Origin of the sequence: Halomonas lysinitropha (assembly GCF_902500215.1) — a bacterium.
Lineage (GTDB): Bacteria > Pseudomonadota > Gammaproteobacteria > Pseudomonadales > Halomonadaceae > Halomonas > Halomonas lysinitropha.
Window position 1 is genome coordinate 29,790 of record NZ_CABVOU010000037.1, and the last position, 16,289, is coordinate 46,078.

A 16,289-nucleotide genomic window follows, 5' to 3' on the forward strand; every position below is an offset into this window, starting at 1 on the left:
CGCGGCCCGGCGCCGCGGCACGCTTGCCCTAGTCAACGAACCCCCGTTTCGAGAGGAAGCCACTGCCATGAGCCCATCCCCCACCGACGGCGTCGATATCGCGCGGCTCTCGACCTCGCAGGCCGACTTCGATCACCGCCTGGCCGACCTGCTGGCCTGGGAGGGGGTCTCCGATGCCGCGGTCCAGCAGCGCGTCGACGAGATCCTTGCCGCCGTCAAGGCCCGGGGCGATGCCGCACTGGTCGAGTACTCGAACCGCTTCGACCGACTCGCCGTTACCTCCATGGCAGAGCTGACCCTGAGCGAGGGGCGGCTGCGCCAGGCCTTCGAGGGACTGCCGGCGGAGCAGCGCGAGGCCCTGGCGAGCGCCGCCGAGCGCATCCGCGCCTATCACGAGCGCCAGAAGCCGGCCTCCTGGCACTACACCGAGGCCGACGGCACCGTGCTGGGCCAGCAGGTCACGCCGCTGGATCGCGCAGGCATCTATGTGCCAGGCGGCAAGGCGGCCTATCCCTCCTCGGTGCTGATGAATGCCATTCCCGCCCATGTGGCGGGAGTCCGCGAGATTGTCATGGTGGTGCCGACGCCCGATGGCATTCTCAATGAGCTGGTACTGGCCGCCGCCTATCTCGCCGGCGTCGACCACGTCTTCACCCTCGGTGGTGCCCAGGCGGTGGCGGCCCTGGCCTTCGGCACCGAGACCGTGCCGCGGGTGGACAAGGTCGTCGGTCCAGGAAACATCTACGTGGCCACCGCCAAGCGGGCGGTGTTCGGCCAGGTGGGGATCGACATGATCGCCGGTCCCTCGGAGATTCTGGTGGTCTCGGACGGCGGGACAGACCCTGACTGGCTGGCCATGGATCTCTTCTCCCAGGCCGAACACGACGAAGATGCCCAGGCGCTGCTGGTGAGCTGGGACCTGGAACACCTGCAGGCGGTGGAAGCGTCGATTGCGCGGCTGCTGCCGACCCTGGAGCGTGCGCCTATCGTGCGCGAGTCGCTGGCCCGCCGCGGTGCGCTGATTCATTGCCAGGATCGTGATGAGGCGATGACGCTGATCAACCGTATCGCTCCCGAGCATCTGGAACTTTCGGTGGCCAATCCCGAGGGCTGGCTGCCCGAGGTGCGCCATGCCGGGGCCATCTTCATGGGACGCTATACCGCCGAGGCGCTGGGCGATTACTGCGCCGGCCCCAACCACGTGCTGCCCACCTCGGGAACGGCGCGCTTCTCCTCACCGCTGGGGGTCTACGACTTCCAGAAGCGCTCCTCGATCATCCACTGCTCGGCGGAGGGCGCCGGGGATCTCGGCAAGATCGCCTCCACCCTGGCCAGGGGTGAGTCTCTCACCGCTCATGCCCGCTCGGCCGAATATCGTCTCAAGCCCTAGCGTTCAGGGGAATGGGGCGGTGCATGACAGCAGAGGGCTCCTTCGAATGGCGGAGCCCCCGCGCCGGTGGTGGCGTCACTCCCGGTTGGGACGACGCGGTTTCGGGGTCGGGCGCTCGCCGAGTTCGATGGTCACATCCCGGCGCTCGCCCCCACGGACCACCGTCAGCGGCAGGCGAGTGCCGGGCTCCTTGGCGGCGATTTCGCTCATGGTGCGTCGGGGGTCGAGCACCGGCTTGCCGTCGACCTCCAGCAGCACATCGCCAGGCTGCAGGCCAGCCTGGTCAGCGGGCCCCCCCGGCACCACGCCGGCGATGATCACTCCGGCCGGCGTCTGCAGCCCGAAGGAAGCGGCCAGCTCCTGGTTGAGCTCCTGGGCCTCGATGCCCATCCAGCCGCGAATGACGCGCCCCCGGGTGACCAACTCATCCAGGATGTTGCGGGCCAGGTTGGCGGGGATCGCGAAGCCGATGCCCTGAGAGCCACCGGAGCGGGAGAAGATGGCGGTATTGATGCCGACCAGGGCGCCCTCGGCGTTGACCAGCGCCCCCCCGGAATTGCCGGGATTGATGGCGGCATCGGTCTGGATGAAGTCCTCGTAGGCATTGAGGCCCAGGTGGCTGCGCCCGGTGGCGCTGATGATGCCCATGGTCACCGTCTGACCCACACCGAAGGGGTTGCCGATGGCCAGCGAGACGTCGCCCACCGCGACCCGGGTGGTGTCGGTCAGCTCGATGACCGGCAGCGACTCGAGGTCGATGCGCAGCACGGCAAGGTCACTCTCGGGGTCGGTGCCGATCACCTCGGCCAGGGTCTCTCGACCATCGCGCAGGGCGACCTGAATCTGGTCGGCACCACGGATCACGTGGTGGTTGGTCAGCACATAGCCATCGTCGCTGACGATGACCCCGGAACCGAGGCTGGAGAGCATGCGCTGGTGGCTGGGCAAGTCGTCACCGAAGAACTGGCGGAAGAAGGGGTCCGACATCAGCGGGTGCTCCTCTCGCTCGACCACCCGGCTGGAGTAGATGTTGACGACGGCCGGAGCGGCGCGCTCCACTGCCTGCGCATAGCTCGCAGGCCCTTGCTGGCGCGTGATGGGCTCTGCCTGACGTACCTCTGGCGCCTCGCGGGACTGGTTCTCGTTGTCGGACTGCACCAGTGCCGGGGTAGAAGAAGGGGCTGAAGGCGGTGGCGGGGCCGATGTGCCGATCAACTGCGGGAAGGCATTGAGCAGCACGATGGCCGCCAGCACGCCGATGAGCACAGGCCAGAGATAGGGGAGCAGGGTGCGTCGCATGCAGCGGGGATCCTTAGTCGACGGTGCTGGGTCGCGGGCTGTCCTCCCGCTGGTTACACTGTGTGGATTGTAACATTACCCATCCGACCGCGCCCGGAGACTGCATGACGAATCGCGACGACCTGGTCGCCGCCTGCGACCGACTGCTGGAGCCCGAACGCTTCAAGGACTACACCGTGAATGGCCTGCAGGTGGCCGGCAGCGAGCGTGTCGCGCGGGTCATGAGCGGGGTGACCGCCTGCCAGGCCCTGCTCGACGAAGCGGTGGCCTGGCAAGCCGACCTGGTGCTGGTGCATCACGGCTACTTCTGGAAGAACGAACCGGTCACCGTCACCGGCATCAAGCGCCGGCGCCTGGCGACTCTGCTGGCCCATGATATCAATCTGCTGGCCTATCACTTGCCGCTGGATGCCCACCCCGAGCTCGGCAACAACGCCGAACTGGGCCGTCGGCTGGGCTTCACCGTCACCGGCTGTGCCGATGGCGAACTCGGCGAGGGGCTGGTATGGCTGGGCGAGCCCCGCCAGGGCCTCGACGTCGCGGGCCTGGTACGGGACGTGGCGGCGTGCCTGGGGCGCGAGCCGTTGCTGATCGAGGCGCCGAGCGGAAACGCGATCCACCGTGTCGCCTGGTGCACCGGCGGGGCCCAGGACATGATTGTCGGCGCCTGGGAGGCCGGGGCCGATGCCTTCATCTCCGGGGAGATCTCCGAGCGCACGACCCATCTGGCCCGCGAGATGGGGATTCACTATCTGGCGGCGGGTCACCATGCGACGGAGCGATATGGGGTCCAGGCCCTGGGCGAAAGGCTTGCGGCCGAGTTCGGCATCGAGCATCGCTTTGTCGATATCGACAACCCTGCCTGAGAAGGACCTCCCTCCCGGAAGCGTTGTGCCGGGTGCGTGTATCAGGGAGCAGTGACGCCGTCAGAGGCGCGGTGGCTGAGGGGCAGTGGCATCGTCGCCTTGCCTGAGGCCGAAGTCTTCGGAAAGGGTGCCACGATCGCCATCGGCGTAATCCCGGGGCACGCCGGGCTCCGCGGTGGCCGCGGCAGGCTCGGGAGCGATGGCGTCCATGGCCTGGCGCCTCAGCGAGCGGGCACCGAGCCGATTGCTGGCCTCCTCGGCCTCCTGTTCGAGGCTCCGGCTCTCACGATGCAGGCTTTCGGCCAGTTGAGCGATGCGCTCGAGGCTGTCGCCCATGCCGTCCTTGATATTCGCCAGCTCCCGCTCACGCTCGGCGAGCCGCTGTCGGAGCTGCTGGGCGTTACCCGCCACGACAATGAGCAGGTGATAGCCCAGTGCTCCGATGCCGATGCCGGCCAGCAGGCAAGCGATGGCCAGCACCCAGTTGATGTTGGTCTCGTCCACGTTGTGCTTTCTCCCTGGAGCGTTGAGCGACTGGCCGCGCGAGCCGCGTGGGCTGAATCTGGCCGGAGGAGATCCGTGAGACCATTATAGGGGCGACGCGGTGTGCCGGGTCAACGCGGCGGCCGGCGATGCCAAGTGAGGGCGGTATGCGTATAATGCCTCTTCGCGATTGTCCCGAGTACAGGCCTCAGGAATCCCCATGAGCGAGATGCAATATCCGATGGCTTCAAGCGACGCGCGGCACCTCGAGACGCCGATGAGCCGCTATCGGGCGGATATCGAGCGCAACGGCTTCCAGCCGGATGCGGCCCAGCAAGAGGCCGTGAAGCACTTGCAGCGACTCTACGATGAGCTGGTGGCCACGCCGCCTTCTCGGGTGGTGCCGCCGAAGCCTGGCGGTGGGCTCAAGTCGCGGATGGCCGGGCTGTTCAGCCGACGCGATCGCGAGGAGCCCGAACCGGTGCTTCCTGCGATCCACGGTCTCTACCTTTGGGGCGGGGTGGGTCGCGGCAAGACCTACCTCATGGATGCCTTCTTCGAGACGTTGCCGTTTCCTGAGAAGATGCGCACCCATTTTCACCGCTTCATGCAGCGGGTGCACAACGAGCTCGAACATTACAAGGGCGAGCGCAACCCATTGACGCTGATCGCCGCCAAGTTCGCTGCCGAGGCCCGGGTCATCTGCTTCGACGAATTCTTCGTCAAGGACATCACCGATGCCATGATCCTGGCCAACCTGCTCGAGTCACTCTTCGCGCAAGGCGTGGTGCTGGTGGCAACCTCGAATATCGTCCCCGGAGAGCTCTACAAGGATGGTCTTCAGCGGACCCGCTTCCTGCCGGCCATTGACCTGCTCGAGCGTCACTGCGAGGTGGTCAACGTGGATTCGGGGGTCGACTACCGCTTGCGCGCCCTGGAGCGTGCCGAGATCTTCCATGCCCCGCTGGACGATGCGGCCGAATCAGAACTGGCCCGCAGCTTTCGCGAGATCGCCGGTCATGAGGGCGAGGCGGAGGCGCCGATCGAGATCAACCGTCGTGTACTGCATGCCCGTCGGCTGCATGACGATGTGGTGTGGTTCGAGTTCAGCGAGCTCTGCGATGGCCCCCGCAGCCAGAACGACTACATCGAGCTGGCCCGGGAGTTCCACAGCGTGCTGGTGTCAAACGTGACCCGCATGAGTGGAGCGACAGATGATCAAGCCCGGCGCTTTATCAACATGGTGGACGAATTCTACGACCGGGGCGTCAAGCTTTTGATGTCGGCCGAGGTCTCGGCCGAACAGCTCTATCATGACGGTCGACTGGCGTTCGAATTCGAGCGCACCCTGTCGCGCCTTCAGGAAATGCAGTCCCACGACTATCTGGCGCTGCCCCACAAGCCCTGAACGCGAGACTGGCTCTTTCCCTGAGAGGGCAAGCTCGTGTAGAATACGCGCTCGTTCGACTGTTGCCTCGGCCCGCGGGTAGAGGCAACCAAGAAAAATAGGGACGGTTCCATGCCGGATGCCCGGCGGCAGAACCCAATACATCAATTGGTGATTCACCCATGAAGACGTTCACTGCCAAACCGCAGTCCGTTCAGCGCGACTGGTTTGTCGTCGATGCTGAGGACAAGACGCTCGGTCGTCTGGCTACCGAGATCGCTCGTCGCCTACGCGGCAAGCACAAGCCGGAATACACCCCGCATGTCGATACCGGCGATTACATCGTCGTGATCAATGCCGCGAAGGTCCGGGTCACTGGCAACAAGGCCAGCGCCAAGACCTACTATCGCCATACCGGCTACCCGGGTGGCCTGCGCTCCATGAGTTTCGAGAAGATGATCGCCCATGCACCGGAGCGTGTCATCGAGTCCGCCGTCAAGGGCATGTTGCCGAAGGGTCCCTTGGGTCGTGCCATGTACTCGAAGCTCAAGGTCTACGCCGGCACCGAGCATCCGCATGCTGCCCAGCAGCCGCAAGCACTGAACATCTGAGGGAATCTTCGCCATGACACAGCAGTATTACGGTACCGGGCGCCGCAAGACCTCTACCGCCCGCGTCTTCATGAAGCCGGGCACCGGCAAGATCACCGTCAACAGCCGTGAGCTGGACCAGTACTTCGGTCGCGTCACCGGTCGCATGGTGGTTCGCCAGCCGCTCGAACTGACCGATACCGTCGGCCAGTTCGATGTCTACGTCACCGTCAAGGGCGGCGGCGGTTCGGCTCAGGCCGGCGCCATTCGTCACGGCATCACGCGTGCCCTGCTGGACTACAACGAGGACTTCCGTGGCCAGTTGCGCGAAGCGGGATACGTCACTCGCGACGCCCGCCAGGTGGAGCGCAAGAAGATCGGCCTGCGCAAGGCGCGCCGTCGCCCGCAGTTCTCCAAGCGCTGATACGCCTCGTATCGCCGCATGAAAACGCCCGGGTCCAGCGACCTGGGCGTTTTTTTTGCTGGATCAAGAATTTGTCGTCAGGTTTCCCGTTTGCTCAGGGAACCTTTTCTTGTGCGGGGCGACACGATTTTTTACCATACACTGCATTTGGTATCTGTGGTCGCGGGGGTTACTGTCCGTGATGGAACAACGGGTAAGCTGATGGGAGAAACCTAAAAATGGCAGATAACGGCGTAAACAAGGGTCGGCGCCGTTTCCTCGTAGGTGCTACCACCGTCGTGGGTGCGGTGGGTGCCGTCGGGGTTGCGGTCCCCTTTGTGGCTTCCTGGCAGCCGAGTGCCAGGGCTAGGGCGGCGGGTGCCCCCGTCCAGGCCGACATCTCGAAGCTCGAACCCGGGCAGCGCATGACCGTCGAGTGGCGCGGCAAGCCGGTATGGATCATCAACCGCACGCCGGAGATGGTCGAACGTACCCGCAACTTCGACGAGGACCGCCTCGCCGATCCCGCTTCCATGGTACCGCAGCAGCCGGATTACGTTTCTGGCGAGATGCGCTCGATCAAGCCGGAGATAGGGGTGCTCATCGGTATCTGCACGCACCTGGGCTGTTCGCCACTTTATCGACCTGAGCCCGATGCCGAAGGTGTGGGAACCGATGACTGGCCGGGCGGCTTCTTCTGCCCTTGCCACGGCTCGCGCTTTGATCTGGCCGGTCGGGTGTTCAGCAATGTGCCGGCGCCGACCAACCTCGAAGTGCCACCTTACCGCTTCGACAGCGATGCGCTGATCACGGTCGGCGAAGATGAGGAGACTGCCTGATGGGTAACCCGAACAAAGTCAAGGCGGAGCGCGGCTTGATGCGCTGGGTCGATGACCGCTTCCCGGCCACCCAGATGTGGCAGGACCACATGGCGAAGTACTATGCGCCGAAGAACTTCAACTTCTGGTACTTCTTCGGTTCCCTGGCGCTGCTGGTGCTGGTCAACCAGATCCTCACCGGGGTCTGGCTGACCATGAGCTACAATCCCTCCGCCGAAGGCGCCTTCGCCTCGGTCGAGTACATCATGCGCGATGTGGAATGGGGCTGGCTGATCCGCTACATGCACTCCACTGGCGCTACGGCCTTCTTCGCCGTCATCTATCTGCACATGTTCCGCGGACTGCTCTACGGCTCCTACAAGGCACCACGTGAGCTGGTGTGGATCTTCGGCATGACCATCTATCTGGCGCTGATGGCCGAGGCCTTCATGGGCTATCTGCTGCCCTGGGGCCAGATGTCCTACTGGGGCGCGCAGGTCATCATCTCGCTGTTCTCGGCGATCCCGGTGATCGGTCCCGACCTGACCCAGTGGATTCGCGGCGACTTCCTGATTTCCGGCATCACCCTCAACCGTTTCTTTGCTCTGCACGTGGTGGCGTTGCCGATCGTTATCCTGGCGCTGGTGGTGCTGCACATCATTGCGCTGCACGAGGTCGGATCCAACAACCCTGATGGGATCGACATCAAGAAGAAGAAGGACGAGTCCGGCAAGCCACTGGACGGTATTCCCTTCCATCCCTACTACACGGTGAAGGATCTCGTCGGCGTGGCGGTATTCCTGTTCGTCTTCTGCGTGGTGATCTTCTACTTCCCGGAGGGTGGAGGCTATTTCCTCGAGAAACCCAACTTCCAGCCGGCTGACCCGCTGACGACACCTGATCACATCGCCCCGGTCTGGTATTTCACGCCCTTCTACGCGATCCTGCGCGCGATCACCTTCTCGCTGTTCGGACTCGACGCCAAGTTCCTCGGTGTGATCTTCATGGGCGCAGCCATCGCGGTGCTCTTCGTGCTGCCCTGGCTCGACCGCAGCCCGGTGCGTTCCATGCGCTACAAGGGCTGGATGTCCAAGGTAATGCTGGCGCTGTTCGCACTCAGCTTCGTGATCCTGGGCGTGCTCGGGGTATTGCCGGTCACCGAGGGGCGTACCCTGCTGTCCCAGGTGTGCACCGTCATCTACTTCGCCTTCTTCCTGCTGATGCCGTTCTATACCCGGCTGGAGAAGACCAAACCCGTTCCGGAAAGGGTGACTGGCTAATGAAAAAGCAACTGTTAGCGCTGCTCTTCGCGCTGGTGCCCGTCTCGGCAATGGCCGCGGGAGGTGCGAGCGTTCCGTACTCCATGGAGCCCGATCTCCACGACAAGGCGTCCTTGCAGAACGGCATGAAGCTTTATGTCAATTACTGCATGGGTTGCCACTCCCTGGAGCACCAGCGGTTTGCGCGTGCCGCCGAAGACCTGGATATGCCCCAGGATCTGGTGGAAGAGAACCTGATCTTTTCCCCCGAGTTGGCCTTCAATGACCAGATGCACATCGCCATGAATGAGGGTGATGGCGAGGCCTGGTTCGGGGTGACACCCCCCGACCTGACCCTCGAGTCGCGTCTGCGCGGCACCGACTGGATCTACTCCTATCTGCTGACGTTCTACAAGGATCCCAGTACCGGCACCGGCGTCAACAATGCTGTCTTCCCGCTAGCCGCCATGCCTAACGTGCTTGAGCCATTGCAGGGAGTGCAGGAGAAGGTGTGCGCCGAGACGGACCAGCCGGTCGAAGGGGCCGAGCTCGATCCGCTGACCGGCAAGTACCAGTCCTGCGAGACGCTGCAGGTCACCCAGCCAGGCGAAATGGAGCCGGCCGAGTTCGAGGAGGCGGTCTACGACCTGACCAATTTCCTCGCCTACGTGGGTGAGCCGTCCAAGCTGCACGCTCAGTCGCTGGGGCCGAAGGTGCTGATCTTCATCTTCATCTTCGGTGTCATCGCTTACCTGCTCAAGCGCGAGTACTGGCGCGACGTTCACTGATCCGTTATCGACGGATGTTGACGGGGCGCATGGTCGACGGCCATGCGCCCTTTCGTGGTTACTGCCTGATATCGGGCAGCATGGTAGCCCTCAAGCTAGGGGCTGTCGTGTTATCATCTCGGCACGAACAGATGCGAGGATTGTTACATGGGTGTAGTGGCCAAGCGGTCGTCGATGATCTTTTATTCGGGAGGGGATGACCATTACAGTCATCGTGTGCGAATCGTACTCGCCGAGAAGGGCGTGGCCGTGGATATCGTCGAGGTGACCGACGAACAGCACCCCGAGGAGCTCGCCGACCTCAATCCCTACAACAGCGTGCCCACACTGCTCGACCGCGATCTGGTGCTCTATGAGTCCAAGGTGATGATGGAGTACCTTGACGAGCGTTTCCCGCATCCGCCACTGCTTCCCGTCTACCCCGTGGCGCGGGCCAAGAGTCGCCTTTGGATGCATCGCATCGAGCGCGAATGGTGTCCGTTGGTCGAGCAGGTCCAGAGTGGCGCGAAGAAGGATATCGAGAAAGCGCGCAAGGAACTGCGCGAGAGTCTGGTCGGTATCTCGCCGATCTTCGAGGACATGCCCTACTTCATGAGCGAGGAGTTTACCCTGGTGGACTGCTGCCTGGCGCCGATCCTCTGGCGCTTGCCGGCGTTGGGCATCGAGCTGCCCGAGAAGCAGGTCAAGCCCTTGATGAGCTATATGGAGCGCCTCTTCGACCGCGACGGTTTCAAGGCGGCACTCAGCGAGAACGAGCGCGAGATGCGCCCCTGAATTTCGACCCGGTGATGACCGAGTCCCCGACCCAGGAGGGCCAAATGATGCAATCGAGCCGTCCCTACATTGCCAGGGCCCTTTACCAGTGGCTGCTGGATAATGACCTGACCCCTTATATCGTCGTCGATGCCGAGCAGCCGGGGGTCGAGGTTCCCCGACAGTTCGTCCAGAATGGTCAGATCGTGCTCAACCTGGCGCCTACTGCGGTGCGCGACTTCAGCATGGAGAACGACGCGGTGAGTTTCTCTGCGCGTTTCGGCGGTCGCCCCATGCAGGTGATGGTGCCTATCGAGGCATTGATCGCGATCTATGCCCGGGAAAACGGTGTCGGCATGGTGTTCGGTCATGAGCCGGTGATACCGGCCGAAGCCACTGAGGCAGAGGAGAAGGGGCCTCGGCTCAACGAGGTAGATACCGCCGGTGATAGCGCTGATGACGACTCGCAGGAAGAGGTGCCTCAGGAAGAGGATCAGGGTGATGAGGCGCCGCCGCGGAAAGGGCGCCCCTCGCTGCGGGTCATCAAGTGATCTAGGACTCGCTTATCGGGACGCGAAACGGCAGGCCACAGGCCTGCCGTTCGCACTCTGCAAGGGCGGTCGTCAGTCCAGGTAGTCGAAGACCTTGACGATGCGCTGCATGCCGCCCACAGAAGAGACGGCCTGGACGATGCGCTCCGCCTCGTTGCGGGTGACGATGCCCATCAGGTAGACGCTGTCGTTCTCGACAACCACCTGGATGCGTCCGGAGTCGATCTCCTCGTTGGCCGCAAGGCTGGTGCGGATGCGGGTCCTCAGCCAGGTGTCGGAGAGGCGCTGGCTCGCCGGCAGGTTGGCGGCAATGGCGAGCTCGTTGTGCACCTCGCGGACGTTACGCACCTTGCCGGCGACCTCCTCGGCTTTCGCCTTGAGCTCCTCGCTTGGCACCTGTCCGGTGAGCAGCACGACGCCGTTGAAGCTGTCGACATTGATGCGGGCATCGCTGAGCCGTGCATCGGTGCGGCCGAGGTTGTGGCCGACCTTGGTCTCGATGCTCTCGTCCTCGACCTGAGCCCCGAAAGTGCGCTCACCGTAGTTCTCGTCGATGGTGCCCGGGGTGGTAATGCCGGTCACAGTGCTGCAGCCGGCGAGACCGATGCCGAGGGTAAGCAGCAGGGTCGTGAGAAGGGACTTCCTTTTCATGGCGGTCACTCGCTAGTTCCGAAGAGTTGTTCGTCGATCAGGTCGCACAGGCAGTGGATCGCCAGCAGGTGGACCTCCTGAATGCGTGCCGTGGATGTCGCCGGTACCCGAATCTCGCAGTCGTCCTGGCCCAGCAGCGAAGCCATGTCGCCGCCGTCTCGGCCGGTCAGGGCCACCACTGACATGTCACGGTCATGGGCGGCCTGTATGGCCTGGATGACGTTGGCGGAATTGCCGCTGGTGGAGATCGCCAGCAGGATGTCGCCGGGCTGACCCAGAGCGCGGATCTGCTTGGAGAAGACCTCGTTGTAGCTGTAGTCGTTGGCGATCGAGGTCAGGGTCGAGGTGTCGGTGGTCAGGGCCAGGGCCGGCAGGCTGGGTCGCTCTCGCTCGAAGCGGTTGAGCAATTCCGAGGAAAAATGTTGGCTGTCGCCCGCGCTGCCGCCATTGCCGCAGGCCAGAATCTTGCCCTCGTTGACCAGGCACTGGACCATCATCTGGCTGGCCACCTCGATGAAGGGCGGTAGCACCTCACTGGCGTAGGTCTTGGTATCGATGCTGGCATTGAAGTGGCCGAGAATACGCTGCTGGAAATCCATGCGGGGTTCCTGGTCCTTTTCGCAGAGAGGCTTGATCGGTCAGGACGCTTCGAAGGCATCCGTCACCCACTCGATCTCGAGGTCGGGGGGCGTGCCGGACACGGCCAGTACATCGAAGCGGCAAGGACATGATAGCCCGTTGCGCTGGAGATAAAAACGCGCCGCCCGGATCAGGCGGCGCTGCTTGGTGGCGGTGATGGTTTCCAAGGGGTGCCCGTGACGGCTGTCGGCACGGTGGCGAACCTCGACAAATACCAGGACATCGCCATCACGCATCACCAGATCGATCTCGCCGCCCTTGGCATGCTGGTTGCTGGCCTCGAGGGAGAGTCCGCGTGCCATCAGCCAGCGTGCCGCAAGCTGCTCGATGGCACCGCCGCGGGCGCGGGCGTCACCGGGCCCGATCATCGCCGAACACGCCAGGGATCAGTACGGGCTGAGGTACGCCGTTGACGAAGCGGGCCCAGGGCAGCCGGCGCTGGATTCGACCGTCGTCGCCAGGACTCAGGGTGCCGGTGGCGCCGAACAGTTCGCTGCCCCTTATGGCCTGCAGCTGAGGGAGACGCCGGGCTAGCTCGTAGGCATCCACGCCCATGGCTTTCAGGCGGAACATGGCGGGGTCGGACTCCTCGCGCAGTCTGCGATAGCTGTCGAGGAAAGGTAGGGCCTCGACGCCTCCCACGGCCGCATCAGGGATCTGCCAGGGGATATCGACAAACAGCACGTCGTCCAGGTCGTGATCCAGGCGGGGCTGCAGGCGACCCTCGAAGAGGTGGGAGGTGGCATAGATCGGCAGGTCGCCGCTGTTGTAGTAGTCCAGGGTCGGCGGTACCTGGCGGGCATACTCCGGCAGGGCCAGCAGGAACAGCATGTCCGGCTGGGGGTTGGTTACCGCGCGACGCGCGCTCTCGGTGGCAGAGGCATCGGGATTGTAGCGCACCGCATTGGCGATCTTGCCTTCCTGTTCGCGCCAGGCGTTCCAGAAGGCCTCACCGACGCGGCGTCCCCAGTCGTTGTCCGGGACCAGCAGCGAGGCAAGACGATGGCCATCGACCCAGGCGCGTTGGGCGGCCTGACGCGCCTCGTCCTCGGCGGACAGGCCATACTGGAAGAGCCCCAGTGTCTGATTGCGGTCTCCGCGACCATAGTTGAGCGCCAGGGTCGGAAGCGGCACTCGCTCACGCTGCTCGAGTCTGCTGACGGCGTCCTTGTCGAGCGGGCCGATTACCACCTGGGCGCCACGCGAGGCAGCTTCCCGGTAGAGTGACTCCAGCTCGCCTTGGGTGCTGTCGAAGAAGCTCAGGCGGGCACCCCGGTCGACGCCCTCGAGGTGGTGGGTACGGATGCCCTCGCGGATCGCCGAGGCAATGCCGGCGAGTGGACCGGACTCGGGCAGAAAGACCGCGATGTGGTCGACCTCCTGGCCGCGAAGCTCGTTCAGGGCGGTGATCTCGCCGGGCAGGCGTCGGGCCGCCGGGTGGCCGCGATGGCGCTCGCGCCAATCCTCCAGGCGCGCGAAGAGCCGCTGGAGGTCGCCGCCGCTGGAGCGCACCAGTTCGGCCAGGGCCACCCACCCCAGGGTCAGGTCGTCGCCCCCCTCTTTTAGGTTGGACAGTGAACTGCCGTCCAATTGCGACAGCTGGTCCCAGATGGGGTCGTTGAGGTCCTCGCGATCTGTCTCGGCCTGGACGCGGATCAGGGCCCGGGTGGCGGCACGGGGCTCGTCGACCTCGGCCAGGGCCATGCCCAGTCGTTCCCGCAGGGTCAGGGAGGCCTCTCGGGGCAGCTCGACTTCGTCGAGCAGCTGGCCGGCCTGGATCACCGCCCAGGGATCCCCCTCGGCCTCGCCCAGCTCCGAGAGCAGCAGGGCCCAGCGTGCAAGTGCCTGGCGCTCCAGACGGCTGTCGTCGATCTCCTTGGCGACTTCAAGCGCCTGGGTGCGGTTTCCCCGGCGTGCTAGGATGTCGGCCGCCTCCAGACGCGATAGAGCGGCCTGCTCGGGTGCCTGCTGTTCGGCCTGCTGCAACAGACGCTGTGGATCGCCGTCGGCCTGTCGTTCGACGATGCCCGGCTGGAAGCTGCAGCCCGCAAGCAGCAGCGCGGTGAGCGCGGCGGCCAGAGGGCCGCGAAACGAGATTTTCATGAATCCTTCCTTGTCCCCATGTCCGAAAGCCCCCAGGGAGCCGAGATGTCCGATACGCTTGCCGGTTCATTGTACGTGGTTGCCACACCCATTGGGAATCTGGACGACCTGAGCCGCCGGGCTGCCCGGGTGCTGGGGGAGGTGGCCGTGATCGCCGCCGAGGATACCCGCCACAGTGGCCGACTGCTGCGCCACCTGGGCCTGTCGCGGCCGATGCTGTCGCTGCATGAACACAATGAGGCGGCACGGGTCGACACCCTGGATGCGCGCCTCGCCGCCGGCGAGGACATCGCCTTGATCTCCGATGCGGGCACGCCGCTGATCAGCGATCCTGGCTTCGTGCTGGTGCGTGAGTTGCGTGCCCGCGGGCGTCGCATCGTACCGGTCCCGGGCCCCTGTGCCCTGGTGGCGGCCCTGTCCGCGGCAGGGTTACCGACCGATCGTTTCCTTTTTCAGGGGTTCCTGCCGGCTAAGAGTAGCGGCCGGCGGGGGCGGTTGGAGGCCCTGGCGACCCGCGAGGAGACCCTGGTGTTCTACGAGTCGCCCCATCGTATCCGTGACACCCTGGCCGACCTGGCTGCCACCCTCGGGGCGCGTCGAGTGGTGCTGGCCCGTGAACTGACCAAGACCTTCGAGACCTTTCTCGACGGCAGCGCCGCCGAGCTGCTGACGCGCATGGAGGAGGACCCGGACCAGGCCCGGGGCGAGTTCGTGGTGATGTTGGCCGGTGCCGCCCCGCGCGGCGATGCCGACGCCTCGACGGTGGAGGCCGATGCACTGCTGTCGGCCCTGCTTGCCGAAGGGCTGGGCGTCAAGCAGGCGGCCGCCGTGGCGGCGCGGGTACTGGGCGGAGCCAAGAAGGTCTGGTATGGCAGGCTCCAGTCGCTCAAGGACGGGCATTGAGGCGCGGGGAGGGCGCTGGTATCCTTGTCACGGGAGTCGGCCAGACAGTCGCCGCCGCTCCGGCTCTCGGGCCGGAGCGGGGGAGGAAAGTCCGGGCTCCGCAGGGCAGAGTGCCAGGTAATGCCTGGGCGGCGTGAGCCGACGGAAAGTGCAGCAGAGAGCAGACCGCCTACGTCTCCTGCGGGAGGCCGGTAAGGGTGAAAGGGTGCGGTAAGAGCGCACCGCGCGCCTGGTAACAGTGCGTGGCAAGGTAAACCCCACTCGGAGCAAGACCAAATAGGAACCCCACGACGTGGCCCGCGTCGGGTTCGGGTAGGTTGCTTGAGGGCCCTGGCGACACGGCCCCTAGAGGAATGACTGTCCACGACAGAACCCGGCTTATCGGCCGACTCCCTTTCCGAACATCGCCGTTTCAGACGGCACCTCAGCCCCTCGAACGAGAGCCTCATGCCGTCATTCGCCTCCGAACAGCCCGCCCGCGGCTTTCGCCATGCCAGCGTGCTGCTCGATGGTGCCGTGGAGGTGCTGATCCACGACCCCGAAGGCGCCTATCTGGATGGCACCTACGGGCGCGGTGGTCATTCGCGCGCCATCCTCGAGCGGTTGGCGCCGCAGGGGCATTTGCTGGCCATCGATCGCGACCCCCAGGCCGTGTCCGAGGCCACCGCCATCGACGACCCACGTTTTGCCATCGAGCAGGGCGAGTTCGCCCGGCTCGACGAGATCGCCGCGCGCCATGGCCTGCATGGCCGGCTGGCGGGCGTGCTGCTCGACGTAGGGGTCTCGTCGCCCCAGCTCGACGACCCCGAGCGAGGGTTCAGCTTCCTGCGCGACGGTCCTCTGGACATGCGTATGGATCCCTCCCGGGGAGAGAGCGCCGCGGGCTTCCTGGCCCGGGCCGGCGAGGGCGAGATCGTCGCTGTCTTCAAGGCCTATGGCGAAGAGCGCTTCGCCAAGCGCCTGGCGCGGGCGATCATTGCACGTCGCAGCGAGCGGCCGTTCACGCGCACAACCGACCTCGCCGAGGTGGTCAAGGCCGCCCACCCTGCCTGGGAGAAAGGCAAGCATCCTGCCACGCGGGTCTTCCAGGCGCTGCGCATCCAGGTCAATGGCGAACTGGAGCAGCTCGATGCGGCGCTGGAAGCCGCGCTGGAGGCCCTCGCACCGGGCGGTCACCTGGTGGTGATCAGCTTCCACTCGCTGGAGGACCGCCGGGTCAAACGCTTCATTCGCGATCATGTGCGCGGTGACACCGATCTGCCACGCGGCATGCCGATCCGCGACGACCAGCTGAAGCGGCGGCTGGAGTCGCTGGGCAAGGCGCGTCGCCCCTCCGCCGAGGAGGTCCAGGAGAATCCTCGCGCGCGCAGTGCAGTGATGCGTGTGGCGCGCAAACGATACTGAGG

General features: G+C 64.9%; 18 protein-coding genes and 1 other RNA gene. 13 read left to right on the plus strand and 6 right to left on the minus strand.

What is annotated here, in order from left to right; translation table 11 throughout:
* Positions 1-67 precede the first annotated feature (67 nt).
* Complete coding sequence (gene hisD / locus HALO32_RS10955) at positions 68-1,390, plus strand: histidinol dehydrogenase (protein ID WP_151443913.1); 1,323 nt, start codon at positions 68-70, stop codon at positions 1,388-1,390.
* Positions 1,391-1,465: 75 nt separating this feature from the next.
* On the opposite strand, the gene HALO32_RS10960 is transcribed toward hisD, so the two are convergent.
* Positions 1,466-2,689, minus strand: coding sequence for a Do family serine endopeptidase (locus HALO32_RS10960; protein ID WP_151443914.1), 1,224 nt, complete (start codon positions 2,687-2,689; stop codon positions 1,466-1,468).
* Between the two features lie 104 nt (positions 2,690-2,793).
* Between HALO32_RS10960 and HALO32_RS10965 the strand changes: the two genes are divergently transcribed.
* Positions 2,794-3,555, plus strand: a complete 762-nt coding sequence (locus HALO32_RS10965) for a Nif3-like dinuclear metal center hexameric protein (RefSeq protein ID WP_151443915.1) — start codon at positions 2,794-2,796, stop codon at positions 3,553-3,555.
* Between the two features lie 60 nt (positions 3,556-3,615).
* On the opposite strand, the gene HALO32_RS10970 is transcribed toward HALO32_RS10965, so the two are convergent.
* Positions 3,616-4,059 carry a YhcB family protein gene (locus tag HALO32_RS10970; protein WP_151443916.1) on the minus strand — a complete coding sequence of 148 codons (444 nt, stop codon included), beginning with the start codon at positions 4,057-4,059 and terminating at the stop codon, positions 3,616-3,618.
* A gap of 208 nt (positions 4,060-4,267) precedes the next feature.
* On the opposite strand from HALO32_RS10970, the gene zapE reads away from it, so the two are divergent.
* The 8 genes from zapE (at position 4,268) to HALO32_RS11010 (ending at position 10,587) form a co-directional block, all read left to right on the plus strand.
* On the plus strand, positions 4,268-5,446 hold the full coding sequence (zapE, locus tag HALO32_RS10975) for a cell division protein ZapE (RefSeq protein WP_407646852.1): 1,179 nt from the start codon (positions 4,268-4,270) through the stop codon (positions 5,444-5,446).
* A gap of 161 nt (positions 5,447-5,607) precedes the next feature.
* Complete coding sequence (gene rplM / locus HALO32_RS10980) at positions 5,608-6,036, plus strand: 50S ribosomal protein L13 (RefSeq protein WP_151443918.1); 429 nt, start codon at positions 5,608-5,610, stop codon at positions 6,034-6,036.
* A gap of 13 nt (positions 6,037-6,049) precedes the next feature.
* Positions 6,050-6,439, plus strand: coding sequence for a 30S ribosomal protein S9 (gene rpsI, locus HALO32_RS10985; protein ID WP_151443919.1), 390 nt, complete (start codon positions 6,050-6,052; stop codon positions 6,437-6,439).
* Positions 6,440-6,657: 218 nt separating this feature from the next.
* Positions 6,658-7,257 (plus strand): ubiquinol-cytochrome c reductase iron-sulfur subunit, encoded by a 600-nt coding sequence (gene petA, locus HALO32_RS10990; protein ID WP_151443920.1) that lies wholly within the window; start codon positions 6,658-6,660, stop codon positions 7,255-7,257.
* The gene (locus HALO32_RS10995; protein ID WP_151443921.1) at positions 7,257-8,516 is read left to right on the plus strand and encodes a cytochrome b; all 1,260 of its coding nucleotides are present in this window, start codon (positions 7,257-7,259) and stop codon (positions 8,514-8,516) included. The genes petA and HALO32_RS10995 overlap by 1 nt, the downstream gene beginning before the upstream one ends.
* Complete coding sequence (locus HALO32_RS11000; protein WP_151443922.1) at positions 8,516-9,283, plus strand: cytochrome c1; 768 nt, start codon at positions 8,516-8,518, stop codon at positions 9,281-9,283. Before HALO32_RS10995 ends, HALO32_RS11000 begins: the two co-directional genes overlap by 1 nt.
* 147 nt (positions 9,284-9,430) lie before the next feature.
* Positions 9,431-10,057 carry a stringent starvation protein SspA gene (gene sspA / locus HALO32_RS11005; RefSeq protein ID WP_151443923.1) on the plus strand — a complete coding sequence of 209 codons (627 nt, stop codon included), beginning with the start codon at positions 9,431-9,433 and terminating at the stop codon, positions 10,055-10,057.
* A 47-nt stretch (positions 10,058-10,104) separates the two neighbouring features.
* Entirely contained in the window at positions 10,105-10,587 is a 483-nt protein-coding gene (locus HALO32_RS11010) for a ClpXP protease specificity-enhancing factor (protein WP_151443954.1), read from the plus strand.
* A gap of 72 nt (positions 10,588-10,659) precedes the next feature.
* On the opposite strand, the gene HALO32_RS11015 is transcribed toward HALO32_RS11010, so the two are convergent.
* From HALO32_RS11015 to HALO32_RS11030, 4 genes are read right to left on the minus strand one after another with little or no spacing between them, the layout of a single operon-like run.
* The gene (locus tag HALO32_RS11015) at positions 10,660-11,238 is read right to left on the minus strand and encodes a BON domain-containing protein (protein ID WP_151443924.1); all 579 of its coding nucleotides are present in this window, start codon (positions 11,236-11,238) and stop codon (positions 10,660-10,662) included.
* A 5-nt stretch (positions 11,239-11,243) separates the two neighbouring features.
* Positions 11,244-11,837, minus strand: a complete 594-nt coding sequence (locus HALO32_RS11020) for a phosphoheptose isomerase (RefSeq protein WP_151443925.1) — start codon at positions 11,835-11,837, stop codon at positions 11,244-11,246.
* Positions 11,838-11,876: 39 nt separating this feature from the next.
* On the minus strand, positions 11,877-12,245 hold the full coding sequence (locus tag HALO32_RS11025) for a YraN family protein (protein WP_151443926.1): 369 nt from the start codon (positions 12,243-12,245) through the stop codon (positions 11,877-11,879).
* Entirely contained in the window at positions 12,229-13,980 is a 1,752-nt protein-coding gene (locus HALO32_RS11030) for a penicillin-binding protein activator (RefSeq protein WP_151443927.1), read from the minus strand. Before HALO32_RS11030 ends, HALO32_RS11025 begins: the two co-directional genes overlap by 17 nt.
* A 45-nt stretch (positions 13,981-14,025) precedes the next feature.
* Between HALO32_RS11030 and rsmI the strand changes: the two genes are divergently transcribed.
* The 3 genes from rsmI to rsmH all read left to right on the plus strand — a co-directional run bounded on the left by rsmI (position 14,026) and on the right by rsmH (position 16,287).
* The gene (gene rsmI / locus HALO32_RS11035; RefSeq protein ID WP_151443928.1) at positions 14,026-14,883 is read left to right on the plus strand and encodes a 16S rRNA (cytidine(1402)-2'-O)-methyltransferase; all 858 of its coding nucleotides are present in this window, start codon (positions 14,026-14,028) and stop codon (positions 14,881-14,883) included.
* Positions 14,884-14,915: 32 nt separating this feature from the next.
* Positions 14,916-15,280: RNase P RNA component class A (rnpB, locus tag HALO32_RS11040), an RNA gene on the plus strand.
* Between the two features lie 50 nt (positions 15,281-15,330).
* Positions 15,331-16,287 carry a 16S rRNA (cytosine(1402)-N(4))-methyltransferase RsmH gene (rsmH, locus tag HALO32_RS11045; protein WP_151443929.1) on the plus strand — a complete coding sequence of 319 codons (957 nt, stop codon included), beginning with the start codon at positions 15,331-15,333 and terminating at the stop codon, positions 16,285-16,287.
* Positions 16,288-16,289: the final 2 nt, after the last annotated feature.

Excerpts from the sequence above, each read along its gene's own strand:
- hisD (WP_151443913.1), top strand. The coding sequence starts at position 68 with ATGAGCCCATCCCCCACCGACGGCGTCGATATCGCGCGGCTCTCGACC.
- HALO32_RS10960 (WP_151443914.1), bottom strand. The coding sequence starts at position 2,689 with ATGCGACGCACCCTGCTCCCCTATCTCTGGCCTGTGCTCATCGGCGTG.
- HALO32_RS10965 (WP_151443915.1), top strand. The coding sequence starts at position 2,794 with ATGACGAATCGCGACGACCTGGTCGCCGCCTGCGACCGACTGCTGGAG.
- zapE (WP_407646852.1), top strand. The coding sequence starts at position 4,268 with ATGCAATATCCGATGGCTTCAAGCGACGCGCGGCACCTCGAGACGCCG.
- rplM (WP_151443918.1), top strand. The coding sequence starts at position 5,608 with ATGAAGACGTTCACTGCCAAACCGCAGTCCGTTCAGCGCGACTGGTTT.
- rpsI (WP_151443919.1), top strand. The coding sequence starts at position 6,050 with ATGACACAGCAGTATTACGGTACCGGGCGCCGCAAGACCTCTACCGCC.
- petA (WP_151443920.1), top strand. The coding sequence starts at position 6,658 with ATGGCAGATAACGGCGTAAACAAGGGTCGGCGCCGTTTCCTCGTAGGT.
- HALO32_RS10995 (WP_151443921.1), top strand. The coding sequence starts at position 7,257 with ATGGGTAACCCGAACAAAGTCAAGGCGGAGCGCGGCTTGATGCGCTGG.
- HALO32_RS11000 (WP_151443922.1), top strand. The coding sequence starts at position 8,516 with ATGAAAAAGCAACTGTTAGCGCTGCTCTTCGCGCTGGTGCCCGTCTCG.
- sspA (WP_151443923.1), top strand. The coding sequence starts at position 9,431 with ATGGGTGTAGTGGCCAAGCGGTCGTCGATGATCTTTTATTCGGGAGGG.
- HALO32_RS11010 (WP_151443954.1), top strand. The coding sequence starts at position 10,105 with ATGCAATCGAGCCGTCCCTACATTGCCAGGGCCCTTTACCAGTGGCTG.
- HALO32_RS11015 (WP_151443924.1), bottom strand. The coding sequence starts at position 11,238 with ATGAAAAGGAAGTCCCTTCTCACGACCCTGCTGCTTACCCTCGGCATC.
- HALO32_RS11020 (WP_151443925.1), bottom strand. The coding sequence starts at position 11,837 with ATGGATTTCCAGCAGCGTATTCTCGGCCACTTCAATGCCAGCATCGAT.
- HALO32_RS11025 (WP_151443926.1), bottom strand. The coding sequence starts at position 12,245 with ATGATCGGGCCCGGTGACGCCCGCGCCCGCGGCGGTGCCATCGAGCAG.
- HALO32_RS11030 (WP_151443927.1), bottom strand. The coding sequence starts at position 13,980 with ATGAAAATCTCGTTTCGCGGCCCTCTGGCCGCCGCGCTCACCGCGCTG.
- rsmI (WP_151443928.1), top strand. The coding sequence starts at position 14,026 with ATGTCCGATACGCTTGCCGGTTCATTGTACGTGGTTGCCACACCCATT.
- rsmH (WP_151443929.1), top strand. The coding sequence starts at position 15,331 with ATGCCGTCATTCGCCTCCGAACAGCCCGCCCGCGGCTTTCGCCATGCC.